Genomic DNA, 17377 nt, shown 5'->3' with positions numbered 1-17377 from the left:
GTCAATTCAGCACTCTCACGTATCTGAACAATTGCCGGTCGGAGTCGCCGTTAAAACCGCCGGAGTCGACGCCGGCCATGCCGATGGCCAGAACGGCCCCGTTGCCGTTCTTGAGCAGTATCCTGTCACCGGCCGAGAAAGATCCTTCGACGGTGACCACGTCTTCCCGGCAAAGCTGTCGGCCCGTCGCAACCACCCGGCCGAATTCCTCGCTCACGGTAACGGCGCCGTACCGCAGAACCTCGTCCAGCGCCAGAAGACACTCCTGCAGCCCGCCGCGTGCGGCACGTTCGGCAATCTCATCAAGTGTCAACGCGTCCTCAAGCCGGAGGTGCCCGATCCCGATACGTTTCAAGTGCGACAGGTACGCCCCGCAACCGAGTCGCTCGCCGATCCCGTGGGCAAGCGTCCGGATGTACGTACCCTTCGTGCACTCCACCCTGATATGCAAGTACGGCTCGTCATAGCTCAGCAGCTCGATACGCCTGACAATCACCTCTCGCTCCGGAGTTTCCACCGTTTCGCCCCGGCGGGCCAGCGTGTACAGCCGCTTACCGTGCATGCGCACGGCCGAGAAAACGGGCACCTTCTGTCGAATGGCGCCCTCGAACTGAGCCAGCACGCGGCTGATCCGCTCGGCGTTCAATGACGAAACATCGTTCGCCACCGCATCCGGCGACAGCCCTTCGGCATCGTAAGTCGTCGATGTCAACCCGAGGTGAACCACCGCGTCGTACGTTTTGTCACATTCGGTCAGGAAACGAGACGCTTTGGTGGCGCGGCCGAAGCATAAAACCAGCAGACCCTCGGCCAGCGGATCAAGCGTGCCGCAGTGACCCACGCTTCGCTGCCCGGCTATGTGCCGCACACGAATCACCGCATCGTGGCTTGATATGCCCGGTGGTTTGTTAAGCAGCAGGACTCCATGAAAATGATCACTGCGCGTCATCATTTGCCTCTGACAGACGCCTGACCAACTCCGCCTTTGCGTTCCCGAGCGGCAGCGGTATAGTGCACCCGGCGGCGTTGAAATGGCCGCCCCCGCCGTAGACGGCGGCAATGGCCGCAACGTCAACCCCGTTATTGGACCGCAGCGACACTTTGGTATGCGCGGCATCCACTTCCTTCAGCAGGGCACCGATCTGGACCCCCTGGTTAAAAAGCGTGTAATCGACCAGGCCGTCCGACTCCGAATGCAGTGCCCCCGCCTGCCGTACCATGTCGTTGGTCATGGTCATCAGGCAGATCCTGCCGTCGCCAAGAAACTCAATGCCGTTGAGCACCTTGCCCATAAGCTTCATCGTCGAAGGCTGCAGGTTGTAGTAGACGTGATCACAGACCCTTCGCGGATCGGCCCCGGCCGCAATCAACTCACCGGCGATAGCCATCGTACGGGCCGAGGTCGAAGCGTACCGGAACCTTCCGGTATCGGTCAATACGGCCGTGTACAGCTGTTCAGCAACCCCGGCGTTCGGCCTATACCCCACGTGCCGGAAATACTCGTACACCATTTCCCCCACCGAGGAGGCCTCGATGTCCACCCAGTTGACGTCTCCGAATTCCGTGCTGCCGCGATGATGATCGATACTGACAACAACCGTGTCCCGGCCAAGGAGACGGGTTGCTCTGCCGAGGCGATCCCGGCTGGGGCATTCGAGGACTATGGCCGTATCGGCCGTGAAATCCGCGGGCAGGGAGTCCACGCGCATGATACGCTCCACCCCCTGCAGAAACAGGTACTTCTCGGGAACCTGCGAATCGAGGGCCAGGTGAACCTCTTTACCCAGATCAGCCAGGTAGGCGCCAAACGCGAGTTCAGTTCCCACGGCGTCACCGTCGGGGTCAATGTGCGACACCACTATGACCTTGCGGCCTCGATCAACGATCTCCCGAATGCGGTCTTTCACTTTCGTCGCCTGCTGCAAGATGTGCTTATTCTCCCTGGCGCCCGTGCTTGACGTCATCGAGCAATTTCTCGATTCTGATTCCCTGCTCGACGGTTGGATCGTACTTGAACACGAGTTCCGGAATATGGCGCATATGCAAATTCCGCCCGATCTGCGAACGAATCCGGCCGCGTTGCCGCTCAAGGAACTTCTCCACCTCCTGCCGACCCTCATCGTCACCGAGGAAAGAGTAAAACACCCTGGCATAGCGGAGATCGGAGGTAAGCCGAACCGCCGTGAACGTCGTAATCCCGCCTGCAATCCCGCCCAGTTCCCGGTCAAGCAACTGCGAGATATCACGCAGGATCTGTGCGTTCAGCCGGTCGGAGCGCCTAAACTGTCTCATAATTGCCCGTCCTCCGGCGAACCGAACGGCGGGACCGCCACGTACGCACCGCTATGCTCCCCCGGCCCGTGCCGGGCTACCCTAAGCAAGCGTCCGGGCAACTTCCACCTCTTCAAATGCCTCAATAATGTCGCCCACCTTGATGTCGTTGAAGTTCTCGATGCCGATCCCGCACTCGAACCCTTCTCTGACCTCGCGCACGTCCTCCTTGAACCGCCTCAGTGAGGAAATACTGCCGGTATAGACGATCTTGCCGTCGCGGGTAAGCTTTACTTTGTCCTTGCGGCTGATCCGGCCCTCCTTCACGTAGGTCCCGGCAATCATCCCTACCCTGGGAATCCGGAAGGTGTCTCGGACCTCGGCCAGCCCGACGAACTTCTCCGTGATATCCGGAGACAGCAGTCCCTCCAGTGCCTTCTTGACGTCATCCTCGGCCTCGTAGATAACATCGTACAGTCGAATGTCGACGTTTTCGCGCCGGGCCATCTCCCGCGCGCGAGGATCCGGGGAGACGTGGAACCCGATTATGATAGCATCCGAGGCCGCGGCGAGAACGACGTCCGATTCGGTGATCGCACCGACGCTGCTGTGGATGATGTTCGTCTTGACTTCTTCCGTCGCAATCTTGCCCAGCGTATCGGCAAGAACTCCGACCGAACCGTCAACATCGCCCTTGATTATCAGGCGCACGTCCTTGATCTGTCCCTCTTGAATCTGGTTGTAAATCCGGTCCAGAGAGACCGGGCCATGGGTCCGCCGGAATTCGTGCTCGCGCTTTACCTGGCCGCGCCTGAGCGTGATCTCCTTGGCCTCCTGGTCGTTTCTGACGATAAGAAACGAGTCACCAGCCTGCGGCACGCCGGACAGCCCCGTGACCTGAGCCGGTGTCGCCGGACCCACGTCCTCCAGCTTCAGATCCCGATCATCGGTCAGGGTGCGGATATGGCCGCTGTAGATCCCGGCCACAATGGGATCGCCAATCTTACACTTCCCTTTTTGGATGAGCACGGTGGCCACAGGCCCGCGGCCGCGCTCCAGACGTGCATCAACCACGACCCCCTGACCGCGAATCGACGGGTCCGCCTTGAGGTCCAGCACCTCCGCCTGTAACAGGATCATGTCGAGGAGCTTGTCAATACCTTCGCCCGTCTTAGCCGAGACATTGACGGCTATCGTCTTGCCACCCCACTCCTCCGCCAGCAGATTATGATTGGCCAGTTGCGACTTCACTTCGTCCACTTTGGCCCCCGGCTTGTCAATCTTGCTGATGGCAACAATGATGGGCGCACCTGCCGCCCGGCTGTGATCAATTGCCTCTGTTGTCTGGGGTTTAATCCCTTCATCGGCTGCTATGACGATCACGACGATGTCCGTAATCTGGGAGCCTCGCGCCCGCATGGCCGTAAAGGCCTCATGGCCGGGCGTGTCCAGGAAAACAATGCGCCTGTCCCCGTGACGAACCTCGTAGGCCCCGATATGCTGAGTAATTGCGCCCGCCTCACCGGCCACGACGTTGGTCTTGCGAATATAGTCCAACAGGGAGGTCTTGCCATGGTCAACGTGGCCCATGACGGTGACCACGGGAGCACGGGTGACCAGAAACTCGTCGTGTTCCGGCTGCCTGGCCGATTCGCCTATTTCCTTGACGATCTCGACGTCAAATCCAAATTCGGAGGCTACCATTTCTATGCTGTCAATATCGAGGCGCTGGTTGATGGTAGCCATCATACCCAGTTCGAGCAGCTTGGCGATGACCTCGACGGCCTTGGTGTCCATCAAATTGGCCAACTCCGCCACCGACATATACTCGTTGACTCTGATGATGTTGCCGCCCTCGCCGTCCCTGACCTGGCTGTCGGCGGCCGTCCGACGGTGCCTTTTCTTCTGGCGGCTCCCGTCGAGAACGGCCATGGTGGCTCTGAAGCTGCGCGAGACGGCGGCAGTATCCACCCTGCGCCGTTCCTTCTTGCGCCGCCGCTCTTTTTTCTTCTTCTTCCTCTCCAGCCGGCGAACAACGCCCGTAACCATGGAGCCGCCGCCCGTAACCCTGATACCGCTCACTCCCGCGACGGCAGGTTCTTTGACGGCCCCTTTGTCCTTGGCCTCCTTCTTTTCCTTGGCCACCTTTTTCTGCTCCATGTCCCTTCGAGCAGAACGTTTTTCTTCAGCGAACTTCTTGTTTACCGCATAGATCATTTCGGGGGTAGCCACCGACATGTGCGACTTCGGGCTGAAGCCCAGTTCCCTGAGGATCTTCACCAGAGCCTGTGAAGACACTCTGAAGTCCTTTGCGATTTCGTAGATTCGTCGTGACTTACTTGCCATCAGTAATCACCTCCCTTACGATCCATGCCCGGCATTTCCACATCCGGATCAGCAGCGATTGCTACTCCGATGCCTTGCTATCTCCTTCGATGCCTTCAAAGTCCGGAGCCGCCGCCTCCGGGACGTCATCTTCCTCGGTAACGTAGTCCTTGTCGTCCTCGAACACGTCGCTTTCCTGAAGCTTCTCCTCTTCGACTCCCTTGCCCTCTTCCTGGACCTGATTCTCAGCTTTGCGCTGCTCGTACTCTTTCTCGAGTTGTTGCACCAGCGCCTTGGCCCGCTCCAGCAGCGTTTCGGCCGTCTTTGGCCCCAGGCCGTCGATCTTCATCAAGGTCCCGGGTGAGGTCTGCGCCAATCGCTGAACGGAACTGATGTCGGCCTCGATGAGGCGGTCCCGAAGCTTCACGCCGACGCCCTCGAGCTGTCCGATCGGCACCAGCATCTCCGCTTCCCGCCGCTTTGACTCGTTGTACTCGGTCTCCGACAGGATATTGATCTTCCACCCGGTCAGCTTGGAGGCCAGCCGGGCATTCTGTCCGTTTCGGCCGATGGCCAGCGACAACTTCTCATCTTCCACGACAACCGTCATTTTCCTTTCGATTTCGAAACCGTCGATATGCACGACTTTGGCCGGCGCCAGGGCCCGGGTGACAAACACCTCCGAATTGGAGGAGTACGGCACGATGTCAATCCGCTCGTTGCTGAGCTCGCGCACAATCGACTGTACCCGCACGCCTTTGATTCCGACGCACGCCCCGACCGGGTCCACCCGATCATCCGAGGAGTACACGGCGATCTTGGCCCGCTCACCGGGCTCGCGTGCGATCTCCTTGATCTCGATCACCTTCTCGTAGATCTCCGGCACCTCAATGGCAAACAGGGCACACAGGAAGTCATTGCAGACGCGGGACAGGGTGATCTGGGGACCACGCGGCATCGACTGAACGTCGAGAATATACGCGCGGATCCGATCCCCCTGGCGGAATTTCTCCCTGGGAATCTGTTCCTTGACCGGAAGCACGCCCTCGGCGCGGCCCAGGTTGACAATGACGTTGCCCTTCTCGATCTGCTGAACCACGCCGCTGCTAATAGTGCCCACCTTGTCGATGAATTCACCGAAAATCCGCTCGTGCTCGGCATCTCGAATCTTCTGGATAAGAATCTGCTTGGCCGAAGCAATGGCGTTGCGTCCGAATTCCAGCTCGTAGTCGATGTAGATTTCGATGTCATCACCAAGCTCGGCGGAGGAATCTATTTCCTTGGCCTCGACCAGACCGATCTCCACGTTCGGATCGTTCACGGCGTCAACCACCTTCTTGGTGGCGATCATGAGCAGTTCGTTGTTCTTCCGATCAAACCTGAACGAGATATTGTCAGTATAGTCGTATTTCTTCTTGGCCGCTGCAAGGAGGCTTGCCTCCAGAGTCTCGACCACGGCGTCGAAATCAATATTCTTCTCGCGGGCGATCAGCGTCATCGCCTCTATCATGTCATACGCCATAGAGTATAACTCCGTCAGTAAACGATTCTTGCCATTTCAATCTCGTCCAGGCCGACCCGGAACTCGCCGTCTTCATTGCGCATCAGAACACTGTCAGTCGAGGCCTCGACGATCTGCGCTGTTATGTTCTTTCGGGAGGGATCAGTAAATCCAACTCGAATGGTCTCTCCGACCCGGTAGCTGAAATCCCGAGCCGTGGTCAGAGGCCGATCAAGCCCCGGAGACGACACCTCCAAAGTATAACCGTCCTGGAACAAATCGGTTCCGTCAATAATATCGCCAATCGTGCTCGAGAGATGAGCGCAGCGGTCAAGCGAGACTCCCCCCCGGGCGTATACAAACACGCGCACGGTAGCCTTGTTTTTGTACCGTGAGACCACCACGTCGGCCAGTTCGCATGCTTGTGCCGCCAGGAGTTCTCCTACCAGGTCGGCGATTTGCTTTTTCAGTCTGTCCATTCACGCAACAACTCATTCACACAACAATTATAGAAAAGAGTGGGCCCCGGCCCACTCGCCGAACCTAAGAATATAACAACCAAGCACTTATCGCGCAACTCAATTCTGAGCTATCTGAGCCGTTCCGCCATCTTCTCAACAGCCGCAACGACCTCTTCCTCAGAAACCAGTTCAAGCGCCTGCTCGCAGCGGGCCTTTAACTCTACTTTGCCTTCCTTCAATGACTTATCTCCAATCGTGATCCGCATCGGCATCCCCACCAGGTCCGCATCGTTGAACTTCACCCCGGCGCGCTCCGAACGGTCATCATAAAGGACCTCAATCCCGGCCGCCGTAAGCCGGTCGTATATCCTGTCCGCCGTCTCAATGTGTTCCTTACGCTCCATGTTCAGGGGAATGACCTCGACCAGGTACGGTGCGATGCTCTTGGGCCAGATAATGCCTTTCGAATCGTTATACTTCTCCACCGCCGCCTGGGGCGTCCGGGTGATCCCAACGCCGTATGAACCCATTATGCACGGGCGCTCCTTGCCGTCGGCATCAAGGAACCGGGCACCGAGTGCCTCGGAGTACTTCGTGCCGAGCATGAAGGTGTTGCCTACCTCGATGCCCCTGCTGGCGGTGAGCTTCGCATCGCTGACCGGAGAAATGTCCCCGGCCCGCGCCAGCGTGATGTCGACGATCTTGCTTGCCTTGAAATCCCGGTCCAGGTTGACGTTTACCAGGTGCTTCTCGTTCTGGTTGGCCCCGACAACGAAGTTCCGCAACCGGGCCACCAGGGGATCGACGATGATCGGCACATCCTTCAGCCCGACCGGCCCGGCAAAACCGACCGGCGCCCCGGTGGCGGTCAGTATCTGGTCGGGGCCGGCCATTTCCAGGTCGGCGGCCCCAACGGCGTTCTTCAGTTTTGTCTCGTTCAAATCACGGTCTCCGCGAACGAGAGCCGCCACCGGCTTGCCGTCGGCCATATACAAAAGAGTCTTGACCAGGCGGGTGGCGTCGACCTTCAGGAACGCGGTGACCTCTTCGATTGTTGCCGCGCCGGGCGTATCGACCGTCTTCTTTTCTTTCATCTCGGGATCGATTTCTATTTCAGCCGGATCGCGAAACTCGGCCTTTTCGACGTTGGCCGCGTAAGTACCGTCCTCGGCCGTGACGATTACTTCCTCTCCGGCCTCGGTGTCCACCAGGACCATAAACTCGTGGGCCGCCTTGCCGCCCATGGCCCCGGTGTCGGACTCAACCTTGGTCGTTTCCAGCCCGGCCCGCCTGAATATGGCGAAGTACGCATCCACCATCGCCTGGTACGATCTCCCGAACGACTCCTCGTCGGCGTCGAACGTGTAGGCGTCCTTCATGATGAATTCGCGGCCGCGCATAAGCCCGAACCTCGGGCGAATCTCGTCCCGAAACTTCACCTGGATCTGGTACAGGTTAAGCGGCAGTTGCCGGTAGCTCTTGACCTCTCCAGCGACCAGCTTGGTCACGGTCTCCTCGTGCGTGCCGCACAGGACCATGTCATGTTCATGGCGGTCCTTCAGGCGCATCTGCTCCTTGCCCATCACGGCGTAGCGGCCGGATTTCTGCCATATTTCGGCCGGGCACAGCACCGACATGGTGATCTCCAGCGCCCCGGCCTTGTTCATTTCCTCGCGCACGATGCGCGAAAACTTCTCTATCACCCGCTGCATCAGGGGCAGGTACAGGTACACGCCCGCCGCCAGCCTGCGGATGTATCCGCCGCGCAGCAGCAACTGGTGCGAAACGAGCTCAGCTTCCGTCTGTTTCTGTCGAAGGGTCGGGATATAGGTTTGGCTCCAGCGCATCGTTCAAGTCCTTGTCCAGTAAACCATTAGTTGCATCTTATCCATCTCCGGCCACACTCCGCCGAAACGGTGAAAGCTAAACAAAACCATTTGCCCGGCCCGCGCAATCTAAAAGTTGAAGTGACAGGCGGTTGGAACCCGTGCAACGGCATCGGCAAATAACTGTTGCCAACCAATCGCGATTTTGATATGTATGCCTGTCGAATCAAACACAGACGTCTGCTACTGCCCCCGTGGTGTAACGGATAACGCGTCGGCCTCCGGAGCCGGAAATTCAGGTTCGATTCCTGACGGGGGTATTGTTGATGCGTCTCCCCTGACAGCCTGGCGGCCGACACGAGGTATCATACCGAGTATCACGCCTGATCTTCGAAGGGATGCGGGCGGTTGAAATCCGGAAGGTACCCGGCGGAACTGTCCGGATCCTGGCGCCAGCCCCGGTAGAACCCGAGCCGGTCGAATTCTTCCATGACCGCCTCGTACTCCTCCGCGTGCAGGGTGCGGCCAAGCACCGCATCATCGGCCACCTCAGGCGTGGGGCAGTACTGGGACATGAGCGAGACGTGAACCGACGGTGAGAGTTCGCCGGCTATCCAGCGCAGCACCGCACGCGAGTTCTCTACCTGACCGGGAACAACCAGGTGCCTGATTATCAACCCCGACCGGATAATGCCGTCATCATCGAGCTCGATCTCCGGCCCGGTCTGCTGGTACATTTCCCTGATCGCGGCGGTAGCGACCTCAGGATAATCCGGGGCATCGGACAGGCTGACAGCCAGTTCGTCATCCATGTACTTCAGGTCGGGCAGCCAGACTGATATGACGTCTCCCAGCGACGCGATTGTCTGTACCCTGTCGTACGCGTTCGAGTTAAACACAAAGGTGGGCCTCAGCCCTCGTGCCTTCAGAGCACCCGCGATGATTCTCACCTGCGGGATAACGTGCGAAGGCGACACGAAACCGACTGCGGTTGCGCCCCCGGCCAGAATCGATTCTATGCGGCTTGTAACGTCATACAGGTCCATTCCGCCGTCACGCGCGACCGGAGGCCGGCTCACCTGGTAGTTCTGGCAGAATGTGCAGCGCATGTTGCAGCCGGTGAAGAACACGTTGCAGATACCGTGCTTGCCCGATATGACCGGCTCTTCGCCGCGATGCGTACAGATAGCGCCGACCGCCAACCCGGCACCGGTACCGCAGTACCCGAGCCGGTCGCGAGTTCGATCCGCGTGGCAGTGGCGCGGGCAGCCGGTGCAGTCTGAAAGCTCGCGCAACGGCGAGAGGAACTCTTCAAGCTCCCGGTTGAACTGCCGGTACTCCTCTGAGCTGTCCTGAAATGAGGTCATCCGCGCCCAATATACATAATGGGCGGCAGGGTGGGTGATTCAATGTGTATCGCCTGACGTATAGGGATTCGCCTCAGCGAGTCAGCCGTGGGCCCGTGACCCGTCTGATCTGACAGGGCACCTGTCGGGGTCACTCACACCCGTTGCAGAGCGGCGCGTGGGATATGAAGAGATAGTCAATCACCCGGGTAAGATCCCCGATATCGACCCCCTCCACGCAGTCCACGTTACCTGCCTCAGCGGGGGTCGGCGGGGCGTCGTCAAGGAAGAGATACCCGATAAGCAGAGTCAGGTCGCCGATGTCAACAATGCCGTTGTGGTCGCAGTCGCCACAGATGTAGCTTTCGCTGTGGTAGATATAGAAGCCCATGGTGTCGGCATGCCCGCCGCATTCGCTGACCACTATTGATACCCAGTACAGGTTCGTGTCGGCACTGGCACCGTAGTAATAGAATATCCCGGTGAGACTGTCTATAAAGCCCGGTGGTTCCGGGTCTTCCGGCCACACGATGTACGAAAACCGGTGGTCCGCGCATGGCCCGTCATCCTCAATGGCCAGCTTCACTTTTAGCGTATCACCGGTCGTAGCCGAGTACCGCTGCTGCTGACCATGCACAAACGCCACCGGATCATCTTCTTCGGCTACCGTGACAAAAAAATCACAGCCATCTTGTTGGTACCAGTATGAACCGTCCCCGCATAGATCCACAACCGAACGCACACCGACAGAGTATGTCATACCCGCATCTGCCGGCCCCGGCGTGAACGTATATAGTGCCTGGCTAAGAAAGTAGTTTTCTATTTGTCCAGGTCCATAAACGAGTTGGAACTGAGAGGGTGAAGGTGATGGATCGTCAGGGTCGCCCGCATAGAATAGATACTCTATGGGGTCGCAGCATCCGACCGTGAATAGTGTCTCCGGTGGGCAGTTTCCAATAGGTTCCCACACCGGCCAGTCTATAGTGGCGTAGCACTTCTCCCCAGACCAGGTTGGTGTGAGGCCTCCAACGGATCCCCATTGGACGGCAGAATCGATACAGACAGGCGGGCCTCCCGCAGCATACGCTGAGAAACGCACGCCGATGTAAGGAATCGTGTCAGCGGGGAACTGATGCTGCCCCTCGATCGCGATTGCAACCTGAAAGCCGTGACCATCGGCCGTCGGTTCCGTTTCCGACCACACATACCAGTTGACGTCAAGGTCGTTGTAGAACTCCAGGCCGCCGAAACCGACTGTTCCCTCAGGGCAGTAGAACTTAAACCCAAGGTATAATAGGTCCTGCACGGTCTGCTCGGGGTTGGCGATAGCAATTGTCTGGGTCACCTGGTCACCAACGAGCACCCCGCCACAGACTTCCGGATACAAACTGTCCAATACGATGTGTAGTTGAGAGAAGCCCGTTGCAGGAAGAAAGCCCAACACCCCCAGGACAGAGATTAACCGTTTCATCAGTATTCCCTCCGTCCAAGACTTTTAGCTCCTAGCATATTAATTATACAGAATCTTTATCTGTGATGCAAGCCCTTTTCAGAGAGGCGATGTCGGCTTCGGACGGAAACACTACCTTTTCCGCCCCCTTGCCTGCTTCAAATGAAGAAAGTCAGAATCACCGCCCCCCAGAGGATAATGGCCGCGATATAGCCCGGTGCACGGCCGTTGCCGGCAACCAGGGCTATGGCGGAAAACAGCAACGCCAGACCAATCCTGGCGGTGATCTTCTGCATCGGCGGGTAGGCAAAAGCGTCGGCCAGCAGAATCGCCGCAGCCACAATAGCCGACAGGTAGATCAACCACACGCGGCGGCGCTTGCGTTTCAGATCTGTACTGCCCTGGTTATTTTCTACCATCGTCGTACCCCTTCAAGAACTTTTCGATTCCTTTAATGATCGCCCCGGACACTTTCCGGTGAAACTTCTCCGTCTTTAGCAGTGCCTCCTGTTCCGGAATCATCATGAACGCGCATTCGATCAACACGGCCGGGTACTGCGTGGGTCGGTTTACGGCCAGGTTGCCGTGGTACAACCCGAAGTCGGGCAGACCGGTGGCCTTTATCATCTCCTCCTGAATCGCCCGCGCCAGCTCTATCGAATGCGGGTGATAGTAGTACGAGGACACGCCGTTGTTCGTAAACGGGTTGACACCGTCGGGCAGGGCGTTGTTGTGTATGGAGATGAACAGGTCGGCATCATTCAACTTCGCTATGGCCGGACGGTCGTACAGCGCAAGATCGCTGTCGTCGGCTCGCGTGAGGATCACCTCGGCTCCCTTCTTGCGCAACTGATGCGCCAGAACGAGCGCGATGTTCAGATTGGCCTCGGCCTCGGTCAGACCGGTCGGCCCGATAGCTCCCGGGTCGGCCGAGTGACCGGGATCGATGACGATTCGCTTACCCCGAATCCGCTTCAGGTCAGCCGGCGGCCGCCGTAGCTTGAAAAAGAACGTGTTGCCTGCGTAGTAGGCGTCATAACCCCACATGTCCCCGGTCAGGGAAACCCTGAACTCGTACAACCCCGGCTCCGGCTGTGACCAGGTGGCAATCTCGACCAGCCGGTCGGAGAAGTCATAACGTATCCAGTCGGTGTTGGTCGTGACCCCGAACAACTGGATGCGAATAGTCCGCCTGTCATCTTCTATGATGCGATACGGGTGCCGGCCGGCCAGCGGAAACTCGAGAAGCACGTGATCGTCGTGGCTATAGGTGCGAACCGACGCCAGGTAGGACCTCGACGGAAGGATCCCCTCGGCCAGTCGTTCCGCCGACCGCTGGTTGACCCAGCCGTACTGGGTGGCCGACAGTTTGACCCGGTACCAGTCAGCTTCGGCTCCGACGGCCATCGCCACGACACCCTCCGGCTGAAAGATGGAGAAGTACCCCTTGCCGGGGGCATGGCGAATGATCTGGACGGAATCGGTGAACCGAATCGCGCACGGGTAATCCGGCGGATTGAGCGACACGCGATAGGCGCTTTCCTGCGATACCGGTCCCTGAGGATAAAGCTGCGCCAGCCACTGTGGGACACGAGGGTCGGCGGGCGCGGCGACGACTTTTGCCACGATTCGCGCCGGGTCGGGAGGCGCAAGATGGTAGATGACGGGAACACTGCCCGCCGAGACGGTCGAGAGTACGTCATAAAAGCCGCTGTAGACGCCGCCGATCATCACCGATTCGGGCACGGCACCGGCCCCGAAGACGGCTTCTCCCCAGTACGGCTGCTCCAGCGGTTCCATTTCGGCGGCCGGGACCGAGTCCACGACACCCGGGATTGAGAACCAGGCACGCATGTCGGGGCTGCCGCGGAACATAACGACCAGCCTGGTGCCTGCCGTCAGGACAAGGTCACCGCGCGGGGCGCGATAGTCCCCGGTAATTTGCAGGACGCCGCCCGGGAGCGTCTTTAACGGACGTGGGATACTGACCGGAACCGAGGCCGCAGCCACCGGCATGGCAGTCTCGGCCCTCCCGGAACCGCCACCCTCGCGCCGGAACAGTTCCAGCGCAAAGACAAAGTCGCCGGGTGTGACCGGCAGGAACGCGAGAAAACCGCCGTCACGATGAATCGGAACGTCGGCGCCGTTAATCGTCAGACGATGCTTCCGAACGTCAATCTGTCCGGTAACGTGGCCGAAGATGAAGGTGGAGTCCACGGCCGTGACGATCTGACCGGGCTTGGGATACACAACGACCAGGTCAGGTGTGTCGGACCGGACGGTGGAGACGGCCAGGAGCACCGAGGCGACGGCCCATAGCAGCGTCGCGCGCGCATTCGTTCTATTCATTCGACAACTTCTCGACGATGTCCCGTTTGAGCTTCGGCCCACCGATGATTTCGCGGTCTACCCGGATCGACTCGCGATCATAGTTTATGCCGAGGGCAATGTCGTCCTGGAGCAGTTGGGGGCCGTCCAGGTCAAAGTAGTCGGCAAGCGACGACATGTACACCGACTGCGCGATGCCGATCGATGTCCCGACCATACAACCGAGCATGACTTTTTTCTTGTCGGCGCGGGCAGCCCTCGCGATTCTGATCCCCTCCAGGATGCCTCCGCTTTTCTCCATCTTGACGTTGACCCCGTCGATGAACTCGGCATACCGCCGGTAATCCTTCATCGTTGCCAGACCTTCGTCCAGAATAAGCTCCACGTCTTCGCACTTCCCTTTCAGGCGGGGCCACTCGCCGATATGTTCAATGTCGGTGGGCTGTTCGATCACCGTAATCCCCTGTTTGGCCAGGTAGAAAATGATCTCCTCGGCCTGCTCGCACGACCAGCCGCCGTTGGCGTCCACCCGGATCTCCTTGTCCGTGACGTCGGCGATGGCCTTGACAAGTCCCAGGTCGGTCTCACCACCCATCTTGACCTTCAGGATGGGATACTGGCTTTCCCTGACGGCGGCCGCCACTTCGTCCGGCGTGCCCAGGCTGACGGTCATAGAGTTCCTGATGCCCATGGGCGTGCTCAGTGAAAGAACCTCCCAGGGATAGCGCTGGCTCTCCCCGGAAAGGTAATTCAGGACCATGCCCGTAAGCGCCGAGCGTGCGACCGCGTGGATGTCGTACTGGCCGATCTCATAGAGCGTCCGCAGGTTGATTGTCCGCTTTCGCTGCAACCGTTTGACACCCGCTTTGACGTCGGCTTCGATCACCTCGAGCGGCGGACCGGAGTAGACGGAACCCGAGGCCTCACCGATGTAACGGTTATTGAGGATCGTGATAACGTTGGTCTTTACCTCCGCCTCACCCTTGGAGACTACGAATTTCTTCTTCAGCGGCAGCACTACCGTGATGGTGTCAACGTTGATCACACAATCCTCCTTGTCTGGTCGAAGTCGCGGTCAAGATCCTCACGGTAGTCCCGGTCCCCGGCCCGCAGGGAATTGATTCTGACACCTGTGCCTCCGGCCGAGGCGTGGATTACTCGATGCCTGCCGATGGCAAAGCCCACGTGTCGTTTAAAGAACAGCAGATCGCCGCTCCTGGTTTCCTTGCGCGGCCGGCGGCTGCCGACCGTGACCTGTTCGCGCGTATCCCTCGGCAGAGTCAGGCCGAAGCGGGCACAGACGGTTTGAACGAATCCCGAACAGTCAAAACCAGCCGGACTTATTCCACCCCAGAGGTACGGCACGCCCAGGAATTTCCTGGCTTCGCTGACCAGCATCGCTCCCGTGACCGATCGTGTCCCCGCTTCATTTATCGGACACAGGCTTCCCGCCTTGAGAAACCGGGCCGTGCCGTCGGGCAGGACCACCCGAGCCTGACGGCCGCGGCGCGAACGAACCGAGAGACGGGTACCGTAGAAAAGAAAATGGGGTGCGATGTTTTTCCCGACAGAGTCGAATATGCGAGCAGTTTTGACGGCCAGTATCCGGTTGATTCGCCGGACATAGCCGGCCCGCCGGGTGTCGGACAGGGCGCTGAGAAAGCGGCCGTCCGCCCAGCCACGGTAGCCGCCGCCGATGAGTATCCGGCAGTAGCCGTTCTTCCTGGCTCCCAGGGTAACGATCTCGCCGAACAGCACCTGGCTGACCCGCTCCGCGTTGAATCTCGGCTGCGCCCGCAGGTCAAGAAGATTGGTCGTAACCCAGGCATACCTCATGCCGGTTAGCTTATACTGACAACGCAGGGCGATCAATCAAAAAAAAGCCGTCCGGCCGCCACCGGACTTCTTCCCATTTCACCCGGCGGACGGACGCGACAGCCGGCCGCCCGACCCGGCTTCAGATTGGATTTGACATCAGGCGGCGCATCCGTTATCCTCTTGAGAATGATTTCACAAGCCGCTCAACGCAAGGAGGTTCGGAAGTGGATACATATTTGATCAAGAAATCCGACGTCGAAAAAGCCCTTACCATGAAGGACTGCTTCGAGGTAACCGAGACGGCCTTTCGCCTGTACGGCGAGGGAAAGGTCCAGATGCCGCCGAAATCATACTTGTACTTCGAAGATTACTTCGGCGATCTGCGGTGCATGCCGGCGTACGTGCGCGATATCGGCGCGGCCGGCATCAAGGCGGTAAACGTTCATCCGGACAATTCCAACGCCAACCTGCCGACGGTCATGGCCACCATCCTCCTGGTGGACCCCAAAACCGGTTTCCCGCTGGCCGTCATGGATGGCACCCATATCACCAATATGCGGACCGGCGCGGCCGGTGGCATCGCTTCCAAGTACCTCGCCAAGGCGAATTGCAAAAAGGCGGCTTTTATCGGGGCCGGCGTGCAGGCGCGCACCCAGCTGTCCGCCATGCTCATCGCCCGGCCGGCCATCAAGGAGGTCGCGGTCTTTGACATCGACAAAGAAAGGGCTGAGGCGTTCGCCAAACACTGCGTCGACGATTTCACGCTCAACGCCGGCGTGGCAGGCTCCATCAACGAGGCCTGCGCCGGAGCGGATATAATCAACTGCACTACTTCCACCCGCAAGCCAATCGTTATGAAGGCCGACGTGTCCCCGGGTGCCCATATCAACGCCATCGGTGCGGATGCCAAGGGCAAGCAGGAGCTCGATCCGGCTATCCTGCCGCACGCCCGGGTCGTTATCGACGACTGGGTCCAGGCATCGCACTCCGGTGAGATAAACGTGCCCGTATCGCACGATCAGTTCACGCAGAAGGACATAGCCGCGGAGCTCGGTGAGGTCGTGGCCAAGGGTTTGAAGGTCCGCACCTCGGACAACGACATCACCATCTTTGACTCCACGGGTTTGGCCGTACAGGATCTTATGACAGCCTGGCACGTCTACAAGCTGGTAATGGCCGGCTCCGACAAGAGCAAGCTGCAAGCCGTGCGGATTTTTGACTGATACCGGATGCTCCCGCTGGGGCAACCGCACCTTGTGCTGAGGAAACCTGAAATGCCGCCGGGCGACTCCCGGCGGCATTTTTCATGCTCGTCTACGCCGCTAAGCCGTCGTACCCGGGGAGAATCTCCAATCAGCCGACCGCGGGCCTGTTACGCCGAAGGAACGCGACTAATCTGGTCTCGAGCTGGTGGATGGTTCCGTTGTTCAGTATCAGACGGTCGGCCCGCTTCCGGAACTCGCGATACGGAAGTTGCGCTCTCTGGCGCGCCAGCGCATCTGCCCGGGACATCCCCCGCCCCGTCATCCGGGCAAGCCGCAGGCTCTGAGAGGCGTGGATCACGAGGATACAGTCCAGTTCCCGGTCCATCTCCCAGTCCAGCAGCAGCGCGGCGTCGATCACGACCAGGGCGTGCACCCTGACCGCTGCTTTTGCCCGGCGGCGCAGTTCCTTCAGAAGATACGGATGCACCAGGCTGTTCAGGGCGGTGTGGGACGTCTCGGACGCAAAGGCCAGCCGCGCCAGCGCCCGGCGCTTCACCCTGCCGCCGGAATCAAGAATACTCGCCCCGAACCGCCGCGCCAGCCTCCTTCGCAACGGCGCGGAGTCGTCGACCACCTCCCGGCCTATTCGGTCGGCATCTATAACGTGCGCCCCATGAGCGGCAAGGATCCTCGCGGCGGTCGATTTCCCCGCCCCGATCTGCCCGGTTATCCCTATGAGCATGACGTAAGATAAGGAGCCGGGGGCAAACGTTCAAGAAGGACTTCGGCGCGGATTCGACAGGCTGACCAGCCGCTCACACCGCCGGAACCGCAAACGGGAGGGTC

15 protein-coding genes and 1 tRNA gene are annotated in these 17377 nt (G+C 59.3%); 2 read left to right on the top strand and 14 right to left on the bottom strand.

Annotated features, from left to right (window positions below):
• Position 1: 1 nt before the first annotated feature.
• The 7 genes from truB to VMY05_05230 form a co-directional block, all read right to left on the bottom strand.
• Entirely contained in the window at positions 2 to 949 is a 948-nt protein-coding gene (truB, locus tag VMY05_05260) for a tRNA pseudouridine(55) synthase TruB (GenBank protein HUV30485.1), read from the bottom strand.
• Entirely contained in the window at positions 936 to 1964 is a 1029-nt protein-coding gene (locus tag VMY05_05255; GenBank protein ID HUV30484.1) for a bifunctional oligoribonuclease/PAP phosphatase NrnA, read from the bottom strand. Before VMY05_05255 ends, truB begins: the two co-directional genes overlap by 14 nt.
• A complete protein-coding gene (gene rbfA / locus VMY05_05250; protein HUV30483.1) occupies positions 1933 to 2292 on the bottom strand; it encodes a 30S ribosome-binding factor RbfA in 360 nt (119 codons plus the stop codon). Before rbfA ends, VMY05_05255 begins: the two co-directional genes overlap by 32 nt.
• 81 nt (positions 2293 to 2373) lie before the next feature.
• Positions 2374 to 4617, bottom strand: coding sequence for a translation initiation factor IF-2 (infB, locus tag VMY05_05245; GenBank protein ID HUV30482.1), 2244 nt, complete (start codon positions 4615 to 4617; stop codon positions 2374 to 2376).
• Positions 4618 to 4678: 61 nt separating this feature from the next.
• The gene (nusA, locus tag VMY05_05240; protein HUV30481.1) at positions 4679 to 6118 is read right to left on the bottom strand and encodes a transcription termination factor NusA; all 1440 of its coding nucleotides are present in this window, start codon (positions 6116 to 6118) and stop codon (positions 4679 to 4681) included.
• A 14-nt stretch (positions 6119 to 6132) separates the two neighbouring features.
• Positions 6133 to 6576, bottom strand: coding sequence for a hypothetical protein (locus tag VMY05_05235; GenBank protein ID HUV30480.1), 444 nt, complete (start codon positions 6574 to 6576; stop codon positions 6133 to 6135).
• 110 nt (positions 6577 to 6686) lie between these two features.
• Positions 6687 to 8405, bottom strand: a complete 1719-nt coding sequence (locus VMY05_05230; protein ID HUV30479.1) for a proline--tRNA ligase — start codon at positions 8403 to 8405, stop codon at positions 6687 to 6689.
• 227 nt (positions 8406 to 8632) lie between these two features.
• Here VMY05_05230 and VMY05_05225 point away from each other — a divergent pair.
• A tRNA-Arg gene (locus tag VMY05_05225) sits at positions 8633 to 8704 on the top strand.
• A 57-nt stretch (positions 8705 to 8761) separates the two neighbouring features.
• On the opposite strand, the gene VMY05_05220 is transcribed toward VMY05_05225, so the two are convergent.
• The 6 genes from VMY05_05220 to VMY05_05195 form a co-directional block, all read right to left on the bottom strand.
• Entirely contained in the window at positions 8762 to 9751 is a 990-nt protein-coding gene (locus VMY05_05220) for a radical SAM protein (GenBank protein ID HUV30478.1), read from the bottom strand.
• Positions 9752 to 9881: 130 nt separating this feature from the next.
• Positions 9882 to 11201: a hypothetical protein gene (locus tag VMY05_05215; protein ID HUV30477.1), complete on the bottom strand. Its 1320-nt coding sequence runs from the start codon at positions 11199 to 11201 to the stop codon at positions 9882 to 9884.
• Between the two features lie 137 nt (positions 11202 to 11338).
• Positions 11339 to 11599 carry a hypothetical protein gene (locus VMY05_05210; GenBank protein ID HUV30476.1) on the bottom strand — a complete coding sequence of 87 codons (261 nt, stop codon included), beginning with the start codon at positions 11597 to 11599 and terminating at the stop codon, positions 11339 to 11341.
• Positions 11586 to 13529, bottom strand: a complete 1944-nt coding sequence (locus tag VMY05_05205; GenBank protein ID HUV30475.1) for an N-acetylmuramoyl-L-alanine amidase — start codon at positions 13527 to 13529, stop codon at positions 11586 to 11588. Before VMY05_05205 ends, VMY05_05210 begins: the two co-directional genes overlap by 14 nt.
• Entirely contained in the window at positions 13522 to 14553 is a 1032-nt protein-coding gene (locus VMY05_05200; GenBank protein ID HUV30474.1) for an enolase C-terminal domain-like protein, read from the bottom strand. The genes VMY05_05205 and VMY05_05200 overlap by 8 nt, the downstream gene beginning before the upstream one ends.
• Positions 14550 to 15344, bottom strand: coding sequence for an NlpC/P60 family protein (locus tag VMY05_05195; GenBank protein ID HUV30473.1), 795 nt, complete (start codon positions 15342 to 15344; stop codon positions 14550 to 14552). Before VMY05_05195 ends, VMY05_05200 begins: the two co-directional genes overlap by 4 nt.
• 206 nt (positions 15345 to 15550) lie before the next feature.
• Between VMY05_05195 and VMY05_05190 the strand changes: the two genes are divergently transcribed.
• The gene (locus VMY05_05190) at positions 15551 to 16549 is read left to right on the top strand and encodes an ornithine cyclodeaminase family protein (GenBank protein HUV30472.1); all 999 of its coding nucleotides are present in this window, start codon (positions 15551 to 15553) and stop codon (positions 16547 to 16549) included.
• A 130-nt stretch (positions 16550 to 16679) separates the two neighbouring features.
• On the opposite strand, the gene coaE is transcribed toward VMY05_05190, so the two are convergent.
• A complete protein-coding gene (gene coaE, locus VMY05_05185) occupies positions 16680 to 17273 on the bottom strand; it encodes a dephospho-CoA kinase (GenBank protein ID HUV30471.1) in 594 nt (197 codons plus the stop codon).
• Positions 17274 to 17377 lie beyond the last annotated feature (104 nt).

The sequence above is a fragment of the Acidobacteriota bacterium genome (genome assembly GCA_035529075.1).
Lineage (GTDB): Bacteria > Zixibacteria > MSB-5A5 > GN15 > FEB-12 > DATKXK01.
The sequence above is the reverse complement of the archived record's forward strand: the minus strand, read 5'-3'. Positions and strand labels throughout refer to the sequence as shown.